The sequence below is a fragment of the Halomonas sp. DP1Y21-3 genome (assembly GCF_019801245.1).
Taxonomy (GTDB): Bacteria; Pseudomonadota; Gammaproteobacteria; order Pseudomonadales; family Halomonadaceae; genus Halomonas; species Halomonas litopenaei.
Genome location: NZ_JAHVJM010000005.1, coordinates 355,832 through 373,810, shown reverse-complemented (window position 1 = coordinate 373,810; position 17,979 = coordinate 355,832). Strand labels below are relative to the sequence as shown.

Sequence of the window (17,979 nt, the reverse complement as noted above, 5' to 3'; positions counted from 1 at the left end):
CACGGCCCCCTTTTTAGCTACTTTACCTACCCGCCTGATCTGGCGATTTTGGTCAGCTCTCTGGTGAAGCTTTGTGGCATAGCTTTGTGGCCCAGCGTCGTGGCTCTGGTCGCCGACCTCTAGGCCTGCTCCGAAAAGTCGCCTAGCCGCCCTGGGGCAGCGGGATGGTCACCAGTCCGTAGGAGTGGACTTCGGCGCTGCCGGGATAGGCATCAACCACGCTCAGGCTGCCGTCATCGTGCTGGATCTCGAACACCCAGGTCTTGCCGGTGTTGCCGCTGATGATGTTGACGTAGTTGCCGTCGGCGCTCAGGTCCATGTCGGCGAAATACTCGTTGTAATCCTCGGCGCGGTAGGCGGCTTCTTCCAGCAGAGCGATGCTGCCGTCCTCGGGATCGACGCTGAAGGTCGACAGGCTCGAGGTATGGGAGTTGGTGGTCCAGGCGTACTTGCCGTCCTCCGAGGTGGTGACCCAGCAGGCGGCCTGCTCGCCACCCCAGATGTCGTCGCCGGTCATCACATCCGCCGACACCAGGGTCAGCTTGCCGTTCTCGTCGATGTCGTAGGACGACATGGAGCCGGTCTGGCCCTCGTATTCCTGCAGGAAGGGATACTTGGCCTTCGATTCCTCGGAGGACGGGTGGAACTGGTAGCCCTGGGTGATATAGCGGGTTTCGGTCACCAGCAGGGTGCTGTGGCCGTCCGGGCGAGTGACCAGCTTGGTGCCGATGGGCAGGGCGAAGAAGCGCTCCTCGCTCAAGTGCGGCGACTCAAGGCTCGAGATCGGCTCCTGCGACAGGAGGCCTTCGTCGTCCACCGCATAGACATGCACCATGCCGGTAAGAAAGCCGACAAGCGTCAGGTACTTGCCGTCCTCGGTGAACTCCATGCTGACCGGAGAATCATCCAGCGGCCGAACGGAGTCGGGGATCTCGGTCAGGTTGCCATCGCCATCGATGGTAAAGCCCTTGATCACCCCCGGCTCATCGTTGGCACCATCGGTGCTGGCGACGTAGACGATGTCGCCATGGCCGTCGATGGCCTTGGGTTTGGCGCCGCCGGCATCCACCACATTGTTGAGCGTCAGCGTCAGGTCGTCTTCGACGTGAAGTGACGACAGGGTGCCGTCGCCGACGTTGGCCACCAGTACGTTGCGGTTGTCTGCCGAACGCCACACGCCGTAGGCCGAACCGAGCGGGTCGAGGCCGCCATCCATGCCGTTGCCCGTGCCGCCGGTGGTGTACTCGCCGACCTTTTCCAGGGTGCCATCGTCAAACTGGCGCCAGGCGATCAGCGAGTTCTCGTCGGCGTTGTTGGTGGCGACGTAGACACCACCCGTCACGTCCTTGGCCATGGCAGGCAGGGAAACCGAAAGCAGGACGAGGCCAATCAAGACTGGATTTTTCATAGCGTACCTTGGTCAGTTTTTGCTTTTCTTGTGCCGCGATGCCGGCAGTTCCAGGCACTCGGGCTCGTCGTGTTCCAGCGTCATAGTCTGCGTAGACGCGAGCCGGTGCGTCCTTACACCCACCAGAGTAATAAGGAACCCAGGTGAGCTGCCTCGCACTGTAGCCTCAGCGTTGTGCTCGGGAGTAACGAGCCAACAAGCAGATGGAGTTTCGTTTTCCAGGTTGCCCAAGCGAGAGCATCTAGCAGAAACTGTGCTTTAAAGAATCGTTGTTGAGAGAAAGCTTAGGCAAGATTGGGCCGCAATGATGCAGGTGACTGTCGTCAAACGCGCGTAAAGGTTTGAGAATTTCTGACTGCTTCCGGCGATAGCCTGTGTGATGGCCTGGCGCACAGATTTTCCGTTCGTCGTGTTGGTATCTTGGGGGAAAAGAGGGTGGCCGCCCGTCAAGGTGTGTGTCATACCGACTGCTACAGCCTGGCAATTGGCAGCTCATCCCAGCGAGTGGTGTAGCGCGAGGTGCGATGTTCGCACTTGAGCTGCCAGGCCGCGTCCACGCTGGTCTTGCCAAGGCTCAAGGCGCCGCGACCGTGCTTCTGGTTGATCGCGTCCAGGGTGTCCATCAGGCGCTGATTGCGTTCTTTTTTGCCGTCGTCGACGGCAAACAGATCCTGCTGCAGGCTTGCCTTGTCGGCGATGTCGAGTAGCATCACGCCGGCCTTCATATACTGGTGTCCTGGGCGATAGATACGCGCAAGCGCCCGGGTCGCGGTTGCCACGATCTCGAGGCTGTCGTCGCTGGGACGCGCCAGCGGAACCACCAGCGAAGGGTGGTGCTGGGGCAGATCCTGACGATGCTTGTTGGTCTTCAAGAACACCAGCAGCGCCCGCGCCACGCTGCCCTGACCACGCAGCTTTTCAGCACCGCGGCCGGCATGGGCGCGCACTGCCTGACGCAACTGCGCGAGATCATCGGTGGGCCGACCAAAGGAGCGGCTGGTCATGATCCGTTCGCGCGGGGCGCCGACGTCGTCGAGGCGGATGCAGGATTCGCCGCGAAGTTCGCGTACCGTGCGTTCCAGCACCACGCTGAAATGGCGGCGGATATGCTTGGGGTCGGCTTCACGTAGCTGCCAGGCGGACTCGATGCCGAGCTGCCCAAGCCGGGCGGCGGTGCGCCCGGCGACGCCCCAGACCTCGGTGACCGGCAGGCGTTGCAGCAGCGCCCGGGTTGCCGCCGAATCGGCCTCGAGCACGTGGACGCCGTCTGCGCGGGGATCCTTCTTGGCCTGGTGGTTGGCGATCTTTGCCAGGGTGCGGCTGGTCGCCACGCCGACGCCGACGGGAATGCCGGTGTGGCGCATCACCGTGTGTCGCAAGCGCCGGCAGTGGGCGTCCAGCCCGGCGGGTGCCATGCCCGCGAGGTCGAGAAAGCACTCGTCGATGCTGTATACCTCGACGGCGGGAGCAAACTCCCGCAGCGTATCGACCACCCGACGCGACATGTCGCCGTAGAGCGCATAGTTGCTCGACAGCAGGATGCACTGCCTGCGCAGCGCGCCCTCGATCTTGAAGGCAGGCATGCCCATGGCAACGCCGAGGTCCTTGATCTCCTGGCTGCGGGCGATGACGCAGCCGTCGTTGTTGGACAGCACCCCCACAGGCTTGCCGCGAAGCGAGGGGTCGAAGACCCGCTCACAGCTGACGTAGAAGTTGTTGCAGTCGACCAGCGCGATCACCGCGCGACTCCCGCTGCCAGGGCGTGGATATTGTGGGTGACCACGCCCCATAGGTCGCAGTCGCGACCGTTGAGCGGAATCGGCGCGAAGGCCTCATTGGCCGCCAGCAGGTAGGGTCGATTGCCGATATAGCCAAGCTGCTTGCAGGTCAGCTCACCGTCGACGCTGGCGATCAGCACCGAACCGCTGCACGGCTCCAGCGAGCGATCCACGATCAGCAGATCCCCGTCGAAGATGCCGAGGCCCTTCATCGACTCGCCCTTGGCGCGCAGGTAGAAGGTGGCGCTGGGGTGGGGCACCAGATGCGCCACCAGATCGAGCTGTCCCTCCAGGTAGTCATCGGCCGGTGACGGAAAGCCCGCGCGAACCTCGGTCGCCGCCAGCGGCAAGGCGGTCCTGGGCGCGTGCGGATCGACCCGCCCCAGCACCTCCACCTCAAGACTCATGGCACAGGCTCCCGTCGTTGCCATAGGCGCTACACGAAAGGGTTCGCCAAACAAGGGAATAGTCGTCGCGCATGGGGGCCTCCTGAATCGCAGATACTGTTTGGATATACAGTATCAGGAGGTGCATGGCTGCGCCAGCACAGGAGGGCGGGGGCAAAGTTGGCTTGGTGAGCGAGATGGGGTTGGTTGGATTGGGAGTAGGGAATTGGAAGGTGGATGACGAGGTTGGTGGGGCTGTCGGTAATAGTTGGTACTCTTGCACGAACTTATGGATTGTGGCTTAGACAAGGCAACGGTTGAAGTGCGTTTATATAGGTAAACGGCAATTTAACGTATAGTAAAATAAGTGCTGTTACCCTCTGATGTATGTGATATTTTTATATCTAGAATAATTGTTATGATGATTAAAAGGTTTGGTGGATTTGATGGCAAAAGAACTTTCTAAAGCTGACTACATTCTTAGGAGTCTGCAGAAAATATCCCACAAAAGATGGGAGCTGTACATTGTTTCTCGAATAATTCATAAAATTGATGATGACGTTGAATTCGTATGTCAGCAGCTTGTATATCGGCCAGAGGGCTATCGCGCCTTGACTGATATTTATTTTCCTCAGTTCAATCTGCATCTGGAGATTGATGAAAAGCATCACAAAAACCAAATTTCTGAAGATGTTGAGAGAAGTGATGATATTGTTTTAGCTACAGGACACGAAATTCATAGGATAAAAACGTATGGCGATGAAGGGATGTTTAAAGACATTTCTATTGTTGCGGAAGAAACTGATAATTTCATCGATAAACTGAACAAAATTAAAGAGATTGGTGTTGACAACGGCACGTTTGTTCCTTGGGACTGGGATTTCGCTTATTCTTCACGGAGATGGATCAATCAAGGATACTTGGACGTTGCCGATAATCCTGTTTTTCGAACGCAGGCAGAAGCCTTGAGATGTTTTGGTTTTAAAGGTAAAGCACTGCAGCGTGGCGCTTGGGGGATACCTGATGGTAGTACCGATGTTGTATGGTTTCCCAGACTTTTTAGACATGGTATGTGGCACAATAAAATAACAAAAGATGGTGAGCGTATTTACGAGTGTGCTGAAAATCTTGACGGGAAAAAATCTATTGAGACTCAGTTGATAGACGCTGAGAGAAATCCGGAAAGAAAAACAATTGTTTTTGCCAAAGCTAAAGACTCCTTGGGAAGAAACCTTCTTCGGTTTGTTGGTACATTTAAATTAAATATTGCAAGATCGACGGAGGATTGTATTGTGTTTGATCGTATAGGTACGAGGGAAAAAGTTCGATTTTTGTGAATAGGTGATTTTTGATTCTAAAACCAACCATTCTGTTTTAGTGTTTTTGATTTTTTTGGTGTAATTGTGGATATGAAAAATAAAACTCATGAAATAAGACAAAAGTTCGTTGGTTGCCTACTAGGGGGCGCTGTCGGTGACGCACTTGGCGCTCCGGTAGAGTTTATAACTCATGTTGAGATTGTCTCTAAATTTGGTGAGTCTGGTATAACTGAGTACGTGCCGTGTTATGGTGGTATAGGTCGAATTACTGATGATACCCAAATGGTATTGTTTACTGCCGAGGGGCTGCTGCGCGGTCATGTACGGGGCGCCAGACGTGGGATATGTCACATAGCCAGTGTAATCTCTAGTGCTTATGAGCGCTGGCTTTATACACAAGGGTATCGGTCGCGAATGGAAACAGGAGAAGACTGGCTCACTAGTGGTTGGTTAGCCGGACATGCAGAATTACAAAATCAACGTGCGCCGGGTCGTACTTGTATCTCGGCATTGCGATCGATGGAAAGATATGGCGCTTCAGCTAAGAACAACAGTAAAGGCTGTGGTGGACTCATGCGAGTGGCGCCATGTGGACTTTTCATTTGGCCTTCTACGACTGGCAGCGATGCTTTCCATCTGGGTATGCAAGCCGCGAGTATTACTCATGGTCATCCCAGCGGCTATTTGACTGCTGGAGTGCTGTCGGAATTAATCTTGCATCTTATCAATGGTAAAGGTCTCAGAGATTCACTTGGCAAAGTGAAGGAGGCACTTGTGGCATATGAAGGGCACGAAGAGACGCTTGATGCTCTGGAAAAAGCTGAAGCGTTGGCCGATATTTCGAGTAATCACTTCGAGGCTATTAGTAAGCTGGGACAAGGGTGGGTAGCAGAAGAGGCACTTTCTATTGCTGTCTATTGCGCCTTGGTTGCCAAAGATCTCCGCCATGGAGTCTGCCTTGCAGTTAATCATGATGGTGACTCTGATTCTACTGGCGCTATTGCTGGCAATCTATTGGGCGCCATGATGGGGGTCTCGGCCATCCCGGAGAGTTGGTTGGAACCGCTAGAATTACGGGACGTGATAACTGAAATGGCTGAGGATTTAGTGGATAGCAATGAATGGGACTTGGATGATTTTGGCGGCGTCGACAATGATTGGGTATGGAAAAAATATCCGGGATATTGACAGCTTCGACAACAAGCGTTCAAGAAACTAGTCCATTGATTTCTTGGTGACGCCATCTTGCTTGCTGACTCGTCGTGTCGATTGGCTTGCGTCCTAAGGCTGAATTTCGGTCAATCGATGCCTTTTCTACCGAGCACCGACAGGTACTAAATGTTGAATAAGGTCTGCGAGTATGCCAGTGACTGCTTAATTGTCGGGTCCCGGATGTTTGTTAATGACCGTTTCACCGAACCGTCCGCGGGCGCCCCCTTTGGCGCCATCCTTTAGCTCAGGAGGGGGAGCCAAATTGGCCTTGCAGGAGGGCGGGGGCGTAGAGGTCTGCATCGAGTTGGGGCCAATGAAGGCCAAGCCCGGTGGGAGAAACCTCTATGTCGGCCAGGGCTTCTGGCGTGGCGTCGGTGAGACCTTGCACTAGGTGCGGCGGGATCGCGAGCTCAAGCCCTGAGTTCAGGTGCATGATGACGCGATGGGTGCGACTGTCGTATCGCGCGGAAACGACGTGGGCGTGATCGCGTTCACAGGCCATGCGGGCCTCTGCCTGCCGGACGTCATCTTCAGTAATGGCCACGTGTCTCTCCCTGTTCGCAGGCGTCTCCCTCGGTGCAGTCATCGATTGTGCCACCATCGCATTCCACAGCATTAGCCGTGGTTGTGCCGTGTAGCTTAGCGACCGCAGATCCATCGTAAAGAATAAGCGAGACCTGAATGCCCAGTAGGCCACAGGGCTCCCCCTGTGGCCCGCTCCCTTCACGCGTACTTGTCGTGCCAGCGCTTGACCGCGATACGTTCCTTGAGCAGCTCCAGCATATCGACCAGCACCTGTTCGGTGATCTGTTCGGTCTCGGGGTCGGTGCGCAGCCAGGCGTCGAAGCCGCTGTCGGCCATATGTTCGACCAGCGAGGAGAACTCCCTGGACTTGAGACCATTCAGGGCTTCATCGACCAGATGGCAGGCGAGGTCGGACATCGATGACTCCAGCCCCTGAGTGAGCTGGGAGCCCATGGGCAGGCGCTTGAGTCGCTGAAGCTCCGGCGTTTCGGCCAGGGTGCGGGCGACCAGGCCGCGCACGTAGGCCAGTGTCGCGAAACGGTTGTGGTGGGCGATGTCGCCGACCATGGTCTCGAGGCGCTGGCTGACTTCCCGCACCAGGGCCTCCTTGCGCGGCGTGACGATCTTTTCGATGGCCGGTGAGGCCAGGCCGTCGCCGCTGGTGAGCTCCTGCTGGACGTTGTCGAGCAGGCGGATGGCAATACGATCGGTAAGTTCTTCCATCAGGATGTCGGCGTACTTGGCGACAACCGAGTAGAGATACCAGCGACGCACGTCGATCAGTCCCAGGCGGTGCAGGCGGTGCAGCAGCGAGATCACACGCAGGATACGCAGCAGGCGGAAGCCGGCGAGGGGAATACACCCCAGCACGTCGTACCAGTGCACGAAGGGGTAAAAGAACCAGCGGTGGTAGCGGCGTTGGTAGATGGCAACGGCCCAGCCAAGCAGCACATCGAACAGGAAGACGGCGACGAAGGCCAGGTCGATGCTGAAGAAGTTGGCATGGATATGCCGGTCGTAGGTGCCGTGCAGGCCAGGGGCCGCCGCCTCGAAGGCGGCGTTGAGCGGTGGCAGCAGAAACAGGCTGTCGAACAGCAACAGCGCCAGGTTGGCGATCACCAGCGCGATGATGAACAGGTCCCACACCAGATGAGCCCGCTCCAGGGCGGGCGAGGTCGTGCGGGTGGCGGGCATGAGTCCTCCTTGGATGCGTGTGACACTCCTTTCTTCACCAGCCTAGAGCGTCCTGGCGTTGGTCGCATCCCCACCTCGCCTTGTGCCAAAGCGTCGTTGGCGATGTGAGGATGCGGCTTTCTGTCGATGGGCAGCATCTTCGGGCTACTGAACCGGAACAATATGCCGAGCGATTTTGCAGGGCCTATGTTTCGGGCGACTGAAACAGCCGGCTCTGACGCGCAATCCGTCGTTCGATGGCCTTGGCCAGCACCACGTTGCTTGCGCTGAGCAGAGTGAAGGTCTTCTTGGCGCGGGTGACGGCGGTGTAGACCAGTTCGCGGGTCAGGATCGGCGACAGGGTGTCCGGCATCACCAGGGCGGTATGGACGAACTCCGAGCCCTGGGACTTGTGCACCGTCATCGCGAATACCGTCTCGACCCGCTGCAGCCGGCTGGGCAGCACCCAGCGGATGCCGCCCTGGCCGTCACCGGCAGGAAAGGCCACGCGCAGGGTGGTACCGGCCTCGGGGTTGGCGAACTCCACCGGCACCTTGAGGGCAATGCCGATATCTCCGTTCATCAGCTTGAGCGCGTAGTCGTTGCCGGTGACCAGCACCGGGCGGCCTTCGTACCAGTGGGTGCTGTGATCCGGCTTGTCGATCAGTCCGGCCCGTGCCAGCGCCTGCTCGATGCGCTGATTGAGCGATTCGACCCCGTAGTGGCCGGCGCGCAGCGGCGTCAGCAACTGGAACTGGGCGTGGGCCTCGAGGATGGCAGAGGCCCAGCGGTCCCACTCGGCTCGCTCGGATGACAGCGACGGGCGTGGCCGCAGCAGACCGCTTTGCTCGAGTGCGCCAGCTTCCGGGGTGTCGGGACGCGGGCTGATGGCGCCCAGATAGAAGCGATAGCCCCAGGCCGCGTCCTGGCCTCGGCCATCCAGCGCCAGGGTCATCAGGCGCCGTTCGTTGGCGCGGGGCAGGGCCTGGCGCTGCGCCTGGGGAAAGGCGGTGTCGTCCAGCACCGCGAGCGCCCGCCGGCTGTCGCCGGCGTTGATGGCGCGGGCAAGCTGGCCGATACCGCTGGCGTCATCGAAGCGAAAGGAGTGGCGCAGCATGGCGACGGACTGATCCAGCGCCCGGCCGTCGCCGTCGTGCAGTGCTTCAGGCAACGACAGCCCGGTAGCCGCTTCGAGCCAGTCGCTGACGTCGTTGCGATAGTGGCCCTGTTCGGCCCTGGCGCACAGGTTGCCGAGGACCGCCCCGGCTTCCACCGAGGCGAGCTGGTCCTTGTCGCCGAGCAGCACCAGGCGTGCATGGGGCGGCAGGGCGTCGAGCAGTGCCGCCATCATGTCGATGTCGACCATCGACGCCTCGTCCACCGCCACCATGTCCAGCGGCAGGGGGTTGAGGCGATGATGATGGAAGTGACGGGTATCGGGTCGGGCGCCGAGCAGCCGGTGCAGGGTCGAGACCTCGTGGGGAATCGAGGCGCGTACCTGGGCGGCGTCCGGTAGCGGCAGTTCGTCGAGGGCGGCGATCTGGTCGCGAATGGATTCGCTGAGTCGCGCCGCCGCCTTGCCGGTGGGGGCGGCCAGGCGTATCGCCAGGGGGGCGCCACGCTCAGCGATGGCCTGGGTCTGCAACAGCGCCAGCAGACGGATGACGGTGGTGGTCTTGCCGGTACCGGGGCCGCCGGTGATCACCGCGAAGGGGGCGCGTGCGCCCAGCGCACAGGCGAGCTTCTGGGAGGCGGCCTGGTCGGCACGCGGATCGGACGGGGGAAACAGCGTATCCAGCACCGGACGCAGGCGGGCGGCGTCACCGTCGGCGGTCGGATGATCCTCGGTTGGATGACCCTCGGTTGGATGATCCTTGGTTGGAGTGCCGGGCGTTGACAGCCGCGCGGCGATGGCGCTGGCGACCCGCTGTTCGTTGCGCCAGTAGCGGCGTAGATAGAGGCGCTCTGCCTCGAGAACCAGGGGGCTGGCGCCTGGGCCTTGCGCCACCGCCGACCAGCGCTGAAGCCGGTTTACCCAGTCGTCGCCGAGACGGCCGAGCAGGGCCTCCGGCGGGGGCGGGGCGGTGTCGTCACGCGCCACGTCCCGAGCGACGGCGATCAGTGTCTCGGGCTGGCGGCGGGCCTGATTCAGGTCCAGCAGCAGATGCCCCTGGCCGGCCTGGTGGCTGACCAGCATGGCCGCCAGCAGGCAGCTGGCGTCGCCGTCCGGGGCGAGGCTCGCCAGGCGGTGGGGCAGCGCCGCGTCGAGATCACGGATCCAGCCGTACTCGGCCCAGGCAAACAGCAGCGACAGCAGGGCCTCGGGGTCGGCCAGTGCCTGCTCCGGGGTGGCAAAGGGCGAGGACGGCAGGGCGGTCGAGGCTGCATCACCCGGCGTCTCGCCGTTCCCCCCGCGGTGTACCTCAGGGTTAGCCTCGCTCATGCCATTGCCTCCCCGCTGGTGTCATTGTCATGGCCGGTGGCGCTTTCGTGGGTTGCTCTCGCGACGCTGCCCGCCTGTCCTGCCAGGATATCGTCGAGTGCCTCGATAAAGGCTCGGGGCGGCTTGATCGCGGCGACGCCGCGCGAGGGCGCGGTAATACCGCGCAGAAAGACCAGCATGGCCCCTCCAACGTGGCGGTCATAGTCATAGTCCGGCAGGCTCTGGCGCAGGTGGCGATGCAGTGCCACCAGGTAGAGCGCAAGCTGCATGTCGTAGCGCTTGTCCAGCATGGCGGCGCGCATGGCGTCCTGGTGGTAGGCGTCATCGTCCGGACCCAGCCAGTTGGACTTCCAGTCGATGATATAGAAGCGTCCCTGATGCTCGGCCAACAGGTCGATAAAGCCCTTGAGCAGGCCGTTGAGGCGCTGATAGCCCAGTTGGCGCCTGGGCTCGCCGGGAAACAGATGCTGGCGGGTGAGCTTGTCCATGGCCGGGGTGATGGCGTCATGGGTGGCGAACCAGAAGTCGGGCTCGGCGCGGTAGCGCTCAAGGCTCGCCAGTACCGGTCCATCGTCGGCATCCTCGTCGTCGGGGCGCTCTTGTGTGGTCGAGGTCAAGGGCGTGGTCAGCCAGCGATGGATGCCGTCGGTCAGCGCCTGGGTGTGTGCTTCCCAGCCGCGGCGGCGGCAGCGTTGGGCCAGGCGGGCGAGCAGGCCTGCATCATCAAGCGCGCTGTCAAAGCCGTGCTCGGCCAACGCCTCGAGCACGCCGTGCAGGAAGGTGCCCGGGCCAGGGCCCCGCGGGAAGGCGTGCAGGGTACCGGGCTCGGGGGCGCCGGCTTCTCGCGCCGCGGGCACCAGGCGGGCGTCCAGATGCTCTTCCTCCAGCACTTCGGCCTCGGGTGTCTCGGGGGCGGTGGCTCCCTTCTGTGCAAGCGAGGAGTAACTCGCGATCCACCAGGGGGCAAAGGGGCTGTGGCTGGGCGTGCGCGCGCCCTTGGTGGCGAGCTCGGTGGTGACCGGGTGGTACTGGATCTGGGGGCTATCACTGCTGGCGTCGATGGCGTCCAGGGCGATGGCGTCGAAGCCCCCGCTCATGGCCTCCCAGCGCTCTCGCAGGTTTGTCAGGTCAGGGATCGCCTCGCCGCCGGCCAGCAGATAGCCCAGCGCCGACTTGTGCAGGGTGGCGCTCCTGGCGTTGCCGAGCTTGAGGGGGGCAAGGCCAACGAAGGTGGCGTGGCGCGCTCGGGTCAAGGCGACGTACAGAAGCCGTACCTCCTCGGACAGTCGTTCGTCGTCGGCCAGCTCAAAGCCCTCCTTGGCCATCTCCTTCTTGGCCGCCAGTTCGAGCAGCGGCTGGTCGTCGACGTGGTACAGGGGCGTGCCGGACTGGCCGCTGATCTCCTTGTAGGTGCACAGGAACGGCAGGCACACCAGCGGATACTCGAGCCCCTTGGACTTGAAAATGGTCACCACCTGGATCAGGTCGGCGTCGCTTTCCAGGCGCAGGATCTGCTCGTCGTGGCCAGGGTCGTCGAGGTGTTCGGCGAGCACGCGAATCAGGGCGTGGTCGCCGTCCAGGGTGTCGCTGGCCTGCTGGGCCCATTCGGCCAGATGCAGCAGGTTGGTCAGGCGACGCTGGCCCTGGTGGGCGCCGAGCAGTCGCTCGGGGATCCGGTAGTCGTGCAGCAGTTGGCGCAGCGCCGGCAGTACGCCCCGACGCTGCCAGCGCAGGCGGTAGCCAAGAAAGCGCTCCTGCACCCGCTCCCAGGCGGTCTCGTCGCGTTGCAGCATGTCGAGCTCGGCTAGTCCCAGGCCCAGGGTGGCGGTGGCCAGGGCCGTGCGCAGGGTCGATACCGACTCCGGGTTGGCCATGGCCTTGAGCCAGTGATGCAGGTCGCGGGCCTCGGCGGTGGCGAAGACGCTGTCCCGATCCGACAGGTAGACGCTGGCCAGGCCGCGCTCGCTCAAGGCGTTGCGGATGGCGCTGGCCTCGCTGCGATCGCGCACCAAGATGGCGATATCGCCGGCCTTCAGCGGAGTGAGCTTGCTGTCACCGGCGTTCCTTGAGGTGGCGAAACCGGCACTTGGAGTGCCGTCGCCAGGACTGGCCTGATTGAGCCAGTCGGCAATGCGGTCGGCGCAGTGGCGGGAGGCCTCGCGCAGGTAGCCTTCCTTGTTGAGACAGCCGTTGTCCTTGTTGCCGTCGGCGATCAGCCAGCCGGTCAGCGCGGCGGCGGGCTTGCCATCCAGGCACAGGGTTTCCTTGCGACCGTTGGCGCCGACCGATTGAAAGGGCAGCGGATTGTGGTCGTCGGCGGCGAAGCGGAAGGCCGCGCGGGGGTGGCTACGTTCGGCAAACGCAAACAGCCGGTTGACCGCCGCCACGGCGGCCTCGCTCGAGCGGAAGTTGGTGTCCAGGCTGTGGTGATGACCGCGGGTGGCGTGACGAGCCCCCAGGTAGGTGTAGATGTCGCCGCCGCGAAAACCGTAGATCGCCTGCTTGGGATCGCCGATCAGGATCAGCGCCGTGGCGTCATGCTCAGGAGCGCCTGGCCCATCCAGGTCGTGCTGAGCGTCTGGCTCAGCGGTGGGCGCATCGCCGATACGATAGACCTGCTCGAAGATGCGGTACTGGGCCGGATCGGTGTCCTGGAACTCGTCGATCATGGCCACCGGGAACTGCTGGCGAATGCGCCGCGCCAGGGTCTCGCCGCCGTCGCCGTCCAGGGCGCCGGCCAGTCCGGTGATCATGTCGTTGAAGCCCATCTGGGCGTTGGCCTCGAGCTGCTCGGACAGCCGCCGGCTGACCCAGTCGCGCGCATCCGCCAGCACCTGGGGGTAGAGCTCGCGCTGCAGGGTCTCGACCTGCTCGTCGTTGTGACGACACGCCTCCAGGGCCTCGAACAGCCCAAGCTCGGGCACCTCGGTGCCCTTTTTTACCCGCAGCTTGGAGCGAGCGAGTTTCTGCACGAAGCTCGCCTCGGCAAGGGTGCGCTTGCCGGTTGCCCAGTCGCCGAGCTGTTCCAGCCAGCCGTCGAAGGTGTCGTCGTCATCCTTGCCGCGAAAGCTGCCGCCGTGCATCGCCGGGCGCAGCGTGCGCAGGCAGTCGTGCACCGCCTCCTTCTCATCCAGGTAGGCACGGCGGGCGGCATCTTCCAGCTTGTCGGCGCTCTCACGGGCGTCGCTGAACTGGGCGAGGTGGGCGCCGAAATCACCAGCGGCCAATGGCTCGCCGCAGAAGACCAGGCTGGCATCCTCGCGGCTCAGCAGATTGCGCAGCGCCTTGTTAAGCCCCTGGGGCGAGCCGAACAACTCGACCATGGACGCTGCCAGGGGCTCGTCGAGGGGGTAGACGCGGGTGCGCCAGTAGTCGGTAACCGCCTCCTGGGTCATCTCGCCGAGATCCTTGACCACCTCCTGGCGAAACAGCTTGCCGCTGTCGAAGGCGTGCTCCTTGAGCATTCGCTGACACCAGCTGTGGATGGTCGAGATGGCGGCGTCGTCCATCCATTCGGCGGCAAGCATCAGTCGCCGGGCGCAGGCGGGCCAGGCGTCGCGCTCGAAGTCGTCGCGCAGCGCGGCCAATAGCGGGTCGCGTTCGGCGAGGCCGTCGTCCGCGGCCGAGCCGTCGTCCCTGTCGCCGGCGCGAAAGGCCTCGGCGGCCTGGACCAGGCGCGCCCGGATACGATCGCGCAGCTCCTGGCTTGCGGCCTCGGTAAAGGTCACCACCAGAATATCCGGCGGCACCAGCGGCTGACTGAAGCCATTGTCACGTCGACTCGCCGGGTTGTCCGGCTGGCCGTGGCCCAGCACCAGACGCACGTAGAGCAGCGCGATGGTGAAGGTCTTGCCGGTGCCGGCGCTGGCCTCGATCAACTGGCTGCCCTGCAGCGGCAGTGCCAATGGCAGCGGCGTCTGGCCGGCGTTGTCCGGGGAAGGCGGCTGGTCGTCGGTGGAAAAAAGGTCGGACGGCAGGCTCATGCGGATTCCTTCCCGGTGGTGGCGTTACTCTTGCCCGATGCTTTGTCAGAGCCCTTGTCAGAGCCCTTGCGAGCGCTGCGCGCCGTGCTGATCCAGCCATGCAGGTCGGCGTAGAGCTCACGACAGGCCTCGTCAAAGCCCTCGGCGCCGATCAACTCATCCAGGCTTGGAAATTCGCGCAGCAGCAGCGGGCTTCGCTCCGGCAGTTTTTCCCAGGCCTGCTCCCAGGCCTTGCGCAACGTGGCTGATGACTGGGCGTCTGCCGGTGGCCAGGCTGCATCCTCTGCCACGGGATATTCCTCGAGCAGGGCGAAGGCGATGTCGGGGTGGCAGGGCGTGGCGCCCTGCATGGCGGTGAGCCAGCGCCGCATCAGCGCATCCAGGCGTCTTGCGGCCTGTTCGCGGGGCATGCCGGGGATCTCCAGCACGCCGCTGGGTGATACCAGATGGCTCGGCGAATTCGGGTAGAGGCATTGCAGCGCCAGGTGCGCCGGCCAGTGGCGCAGGATCTGGCTCCAGTGAAAATGCTCGCCCTGGTGGACCTGGCTGGTCAACAGCACGATGCGGGCGACCTCACTCGCACCCGCATCGCCCTCGTCGCTGGTCCCGGAGGAGGGGGCAGAGTCGGTCGCGTGCAGGTGGGACAGGGCGTCTTCCAGTACCAGGGTCTCACTCGAGTCGGGCAAGGGAAGGCGACTGTCGTGGCGAAGCTGCGGTGCCCGCTCCAGCGAGCGCGGGTAGCGCTCGAGCAGCTCGCGGTAGTGGTCGAGAGCGTCGGGGATTCGCTCAAGCAACTGGCGGCGGATCACCGGGCCCACCGGTGGCGGCGGGTAGTGGCCGGCGCGTTGCTGGCGTTGGACCTGGCGTTCGATCAACAGGGCGGGGTCGCAGGCGCGGTCGTGGGCCAGACGCTGGCCAAGCGGCTGCACCAGCGCCTCGCGCTGCTGCCAGCGGGCGAGGCCGGCGAAGGCGAAGGGTTCGTCATCGTCGCTCAGCGTCTGTTCGTCGCGCATGCTGGTGGACAGGCGCTGCTGGAACAGGGCGCTGACGGGATCGCGCAGCAGGCCGGAAAGCTGCGACAGGCCGATGGCGCCCTCGGGGCGCCAGGGTGGCAGCGCCTCATCGGTTGAGGTGGTCGCCATCGGGTCCGGGGGACGTGAATCACGCTGGTGCAGGGTCTGCCACTCGTCTGCGTAGGTATAGAGAGGCGAGTCTGCCAGGAAATAGCCGGCGCCGAAGGGCTGCAGCGGGTGTTCGGTGGTCAGGGCGGTGAGCAGGGCCTCGGCCATCTGCTGCTCTTCGGCCAGCGAGCGCTCATCGTGGGGCGGTTGGTCGGGAAGGCGCCAGCCCTTGCCGAAGTGGTCGCGAAGCTGGCCGACCAGCACGCTGGGCGGCTTCTCGCCGTTATCCTGGGGGCTGCGTCCGCACCAGCTGATGGTCAGTCGATCCCGCGCTGACAGCAGTGCCTCGAGGAACAGGTAGCGGTCGTCGTCACGCCGGGAGCGGTCGCCGGCGCGATAGTGTCCGCGCATGGCCATCAGGTCGAAGTCCATGGCCTCGGCGCGGCGCGGGTAGGCGCCGTCGCTCATGCCGAGCAGCACGACGTGGCGGAAGGGGATCGCGCGCATGGGCATCAGGGTGGCGAAGGTGATGCGGCCCATCATGAAGCTCTGGGACAGCTGGGGCTGGTCGATGCGCGACAGCCAGCTTTCACGCACCACCGCCAGCGGCAGGCGGATGCCGACCTCGGCCGAGTCGATCTCCTCGTGCCAGGTCTCGAGCGCCGCCTGGATGCGCCCGAGCAAGGCCTCTTCGGCACTGGAGCCGGGGGCCAGGGTGCGCTCCAGCATGGTTCCCAGAATCTGGTCCCATTGGCTGGCGGTCTTGGGTTCGACCAGGCTCTGACGAACTTCGTCGAGGGTCATGATCAGCCGGTACAGCGGTCCGACCAGGGTGGCGTCGAGGCCGGCGACTTCGTCGTAGGGCACGATGTCGGCCCAGTCCTCGCCGTCGTCGCTGGCCTCGCCCACGGCGTAGCCCATCAGCATGCGCTCCAGGCCGAAGCGCCAGGTGTGCAGCTCGTCGTGCTCCGGCAGGCCGAGTTCGGCTCGCTGGGAGGCATCGAGGCCCCAGCGCACGTTGGCCTCGCGAATCCAGCGTTGCAGGGTGGATAGGTCCCCCTCGCCAAGGCCAAAGCGCGTGCGGATGGCCGGGATGTCCAGCAGGTCGAGGATCTCGCTGGCGCGAAAACGCAGACGCGGCAGCGACAGCAGGGTCTCCAGTGCCACCAGCATGGGTTCGCGATGGCGTTCCTGCTGGTCGGCCACGTGGTAGGGCAGGTGGCGCTTCTCGCCCGGGGCGAACTGGCCGAATACCGCGTCGATATAGGGCGCGTAGTCGTTGATGTCCGGCACCATCACCATCACGTCCCTGGGTTCGAGAGTCGCATCCTCGGCGAACGCCTCGAGCAGCTGGTCGTGCAGAACCTCCAGTTCACGCTGAGGGCTGTGGCAGATGTGAAAACGGATCGAGTGGTCGTGCTCGGGATCAAGCGCTGGCCACTCGGCCTGGGTCTCCGCCAGCGGGCGCAGGTTGAGGATGTCGTCCTGCAGCTGGCCCAGCAGGGTGTCGGTGGGCGGCGCGAGGAACAGATCCACCGAGTCGTCGAGCAGGGCGCTCAACGCCTCCACGTCGGTGTGGTCATGTTCGCTGAGGAGCTGCAGGTAGTCGCGGCCCTGCTTGCCCCATGCCGCCAGTAGCGGATGGGCGTGTAGATGCAGCTGTTCGAGCGAGTGGTGAAGCTCCGCCGGCATGCCCTGGCGACGGCGCTGGCGCACGTGGCGGCGCAGGACCTCCTGGGTCTCGATGATCTCGCCCCAGTAGAACTGGCAGGGGTTGAGCAGACACAGCACCACCTCGCTGATGCTGGACAGGGCGGCCAGCACCTCCAGGGTCTGCTGGGGCAGCGACGAAATGCCGAATACCACGATACGCGGCGGTATTTCCTGGGGGCAGGCCGTCTTGTCCTGTTCGACCTCGCGGGTCAGCTGTTCGGCGGCCCGCTTGAAGCGCTGGTGCACGGCGCCGCGGTGGCTGTGGCGCTGGTCGGCGGGCAGGGCGTCGCTGATCCTGCGCCACAGGGCCGGCTGCCAGCGCTGGTCATCGGGGACCTCTGTAACACGGTTACCGGGCAGGGTGAGCACATCGTTGCCGGCCTCCCAGGCGGTGAGCCAGTCGGCGCGATAGACCTGGTACTGATCGAACAGGTCAGCCAGGCGCTCGGCCAGCTGGTAACGCTTGCGCTGCTCATCGTCCTCGCGCAGGTAGCGCGCCAGCGGCTCGAACAGAGGGTCGTCCAGGGCTTCGGGCAGCAGCTTCATCAGGTGCCAGCGCAGGCGGCTCTTGTCCCAAGGAGAGGTGGTCGGCACCTGGCCTGGGCCTTCCACCGCCTCGATCACCGCGCGATAGGCCTGCCACTGAAAGCGCGCGGGCAGGGCAACGTCGGTGCCGAGGCAGACGCCGTAGCCCGGTTCGCCCTGGCGCTCGGCGATGGAGGTCTTGAGCCACTGGGCGATACCGTTGCTTTGCACCAGAAAAAGGGTGCGCGCCAGCGGATGCAGCGGGCGTCGCCCCAGCCACTTCAGGGTCAGATCACGCAGATCCTCCATACGGTTGCCCTGCAGGACGATCAAGCCCGAGGCGGCGGTGGTATCGGTCATGGCGAGTTCTCTGTACTGCGTGAAGGCGTGGCA

Annotated in this window: 10 protein-coding genes; 2 read left to right on the top strand and 8 right to left on the bottom strand. The window is 63.1% G+C overall.

Translation table 11 applies throughout. From position 1 onward, the window contains the following. Positions 1 to 142: 142 nt before the first annotated feature. The 3 genes from KUV74_RS16350 to KUV74_RS16340 all read right to left on the bottom strand — a co-directional run bounded on the left by KUV74_RS16350 (position 143) and on the right by KUV74_RS16340 (position 3,593). Entirely contained in the window at positions 143 to 1,408 is a 1,266-nt protein-coding gene (locus tag KUV74_RS16350) for a lactonase family protein (protein ID WP_222516858.1), read from the bottom strand. A gap of 470 nt (positions 1,409 to 1,878) precedes the next feature. Continuing rightward, positions 1,879 to 3,147 (bottom strand): Y-family DNA polymerase, encoded by a 1,269-nt coding sequence (locus KUV74_RS16345; protein WP_108133736.1) that lies wholly within the window; start codon positions 3,145 to 3,147, stop codon positions 1,879 to 1,881. Beyond that, positions 3,144 to 3,593, bottom strand: coding sequence for a LexA family protein (locus KUV74_RS16340; RefSeq protein ID WP_045994834.1), 450 nt, complete (start codon positions 3,591 to 3,593; stop codon positions 3,144 to 3,146). The genes KUV74_RS16345 and KUV74_RS16340 overlap by 4 nt, the downstream gene beginning before the upstream one ends. A 425-nt stretch (positions 3,594 to 4,018) precedes the next feature. On the opposite strand from KUV74_RS16340, the gene KUV74_RS16335 reads away from it, so the two are divergent. Both KUV74_RS16335 and KUV74_RS16330 read left to right on the top strand, forming a co-directional pair. After that, on the top strand, positions 4,019 to 4,909 hold the full coding sequence (locus tag KUV74_RS16335; protein ID WP_124804705.1) for an AbaSI family restriction endonuclease: 891 nt from the start codon (positions 4,019 to 4,021) through the stop codon (positions 4,907 to 4,909). Between the two features lie 72 nt (positions 4,910 to 4,981). Next, entirely contained in the window at positions 4,982 to 6,079 is a 1,098-nt protein-coding gene (locus KUV74_RS16330) for an ADP-ribosylglycohydrolase family protein (protein ID WP_124804706.1), read from the top strand. A 268-nt stretch (positions 6,080 to 6,347) separates the two neighbouring features. Here the strand turns inward: KUV74_RS16330 and KUV74_RS16325 are convergent, their stop codons facing one another. The 5 genes from KUV74_RS16325 to recC form a co-directional block, all read right to left on the bottom strand. After that, positions 6,348 to 6,647 carry a DUF2442 domain-containing protein gene (locus KUV74_RS16325; RefSeq protein WP_124804707.1) on the bottom strand — a complete coding sequence of 100 codons (300 nt, stop codon included), beginning with the start codon at positions 6,645 to 6,647 and terminating at the stop codon, positions 6,348 to 6,350. Positions 6,648 to 6,826: 179 nt separating this feature from the next. Further along, on the bottom strand, positions 6,827 to 7,822 hold the full coding sequence (locus tag KUV74_RS16320) for an ion transporter (protein WP_124804708.1): 996 nt from the start codon (positions 7,820 to 7,822) through the stop codon (positions 6,827 to 6,829). A gap of 184 nt (positions 7,823 to 8,006) precedes the next feature. Then, complete coding sequence (gene recD / locus KUV74_RS16315; protein WP_222516857.1) at positions 8,007 to 10,244, bottom strand: exodeoxyribonuclease V subunit alpha; 2,238 nt, start codon at positions 10,242 to 10,244, stop codon at positions 8,007 to 8,009. Then, positions 10,241 to 14,227, bottom strand: coding sequence for an exodeoxyribonuclease V subunit beta (gene recB, locus KUV74_RS16310; RefSeq protein WP_222516856.1), 3,987 nt, complete (start codon positions 14,225 to 14,227; stop codon positions 10,241 to 10,243). The genes recD and recB overlap by 4 nt, the downstream gene beginning before the upstream one ends. Next, the gene (recC, locus tag KUV74_RS16305; RefSeq protein WP_222516855.1) at positions 14,224 to 17,946 is read right to left on the bottom strand and encodes an exodeoxyribonuclease V subunit gamma; all 3,723 of its coding nucleotides are present in this window, start codon (positions 17,944 to 17,946) and stop codon (positions 14,224 to 14,226) included. The genes recB and recC overlap by 4 nt, the downstream gene beginning before the upstream one ends. Between the last annotated feature and the right edge of the window lie 33 nt (positions 17,947 to 17,979).

Excerpts from the sequence above, each read along its gene's own strand:
- KUV74_RS16350 (WP_222516858.1), bottom strand. The coding sequence starts at position 1,408 with ATGAAAAATCCAGTCTTGATTGGCCTCGTCCTGCTTTCGGTTTCCCTG.
- KUV74_RS16340 (WP_045994834.1), bottom strand. The coding sequence starts at position 3,593 with ATGAGTCTTGAGGTGGAGGTGCTGGGGCGGGTCGATCCGCACGCGCCC.
- KUV74_RS16335 (WP_124804705.1), top strand. The coding sequence starts at position 4,019 with ATGGCAAAAGAACTTTCTAAAGCTGACTACATTCTTAGGAGTCTGCAG.
- KUV74_RS16330 (WP_124804706.1), top strand. The coding sequence starts at position 4,982 with ATGAAAAATAAAACTCATGAAATAAGACAAAAGTTCGTTGGTTGCCTA.
- KUV74_RS16320 (WP_124804708.1), bottom strand. The coding sequence starts at position 7,822 with ATGCCCGCCACCCGCACGACCTCGCCCGCCCTGGAGCGGGCTCATCTG.
- recD (WP_222516857.1), bottom strand. The coding sequence starts at position 10,244 with ATGAGCGAGGCTAACCCTGAGGTACACCGCGGGGGGAACGGCGAGACG.
- recB (WP_222516856.1), bottom strand. The coding sequence starts at position 14,227 with ATGAGCCTGCCGTCCGACCTTTTTTCCACCGACGACCAGCCGCCTTCC.
- recC (WP_222516855.1), bottom strand. The coding sequence starts at position 17,946 with ATGACCGATACCACCGCCGCCTCGGGCTTGATCGTCCTGCAGGGCAAC.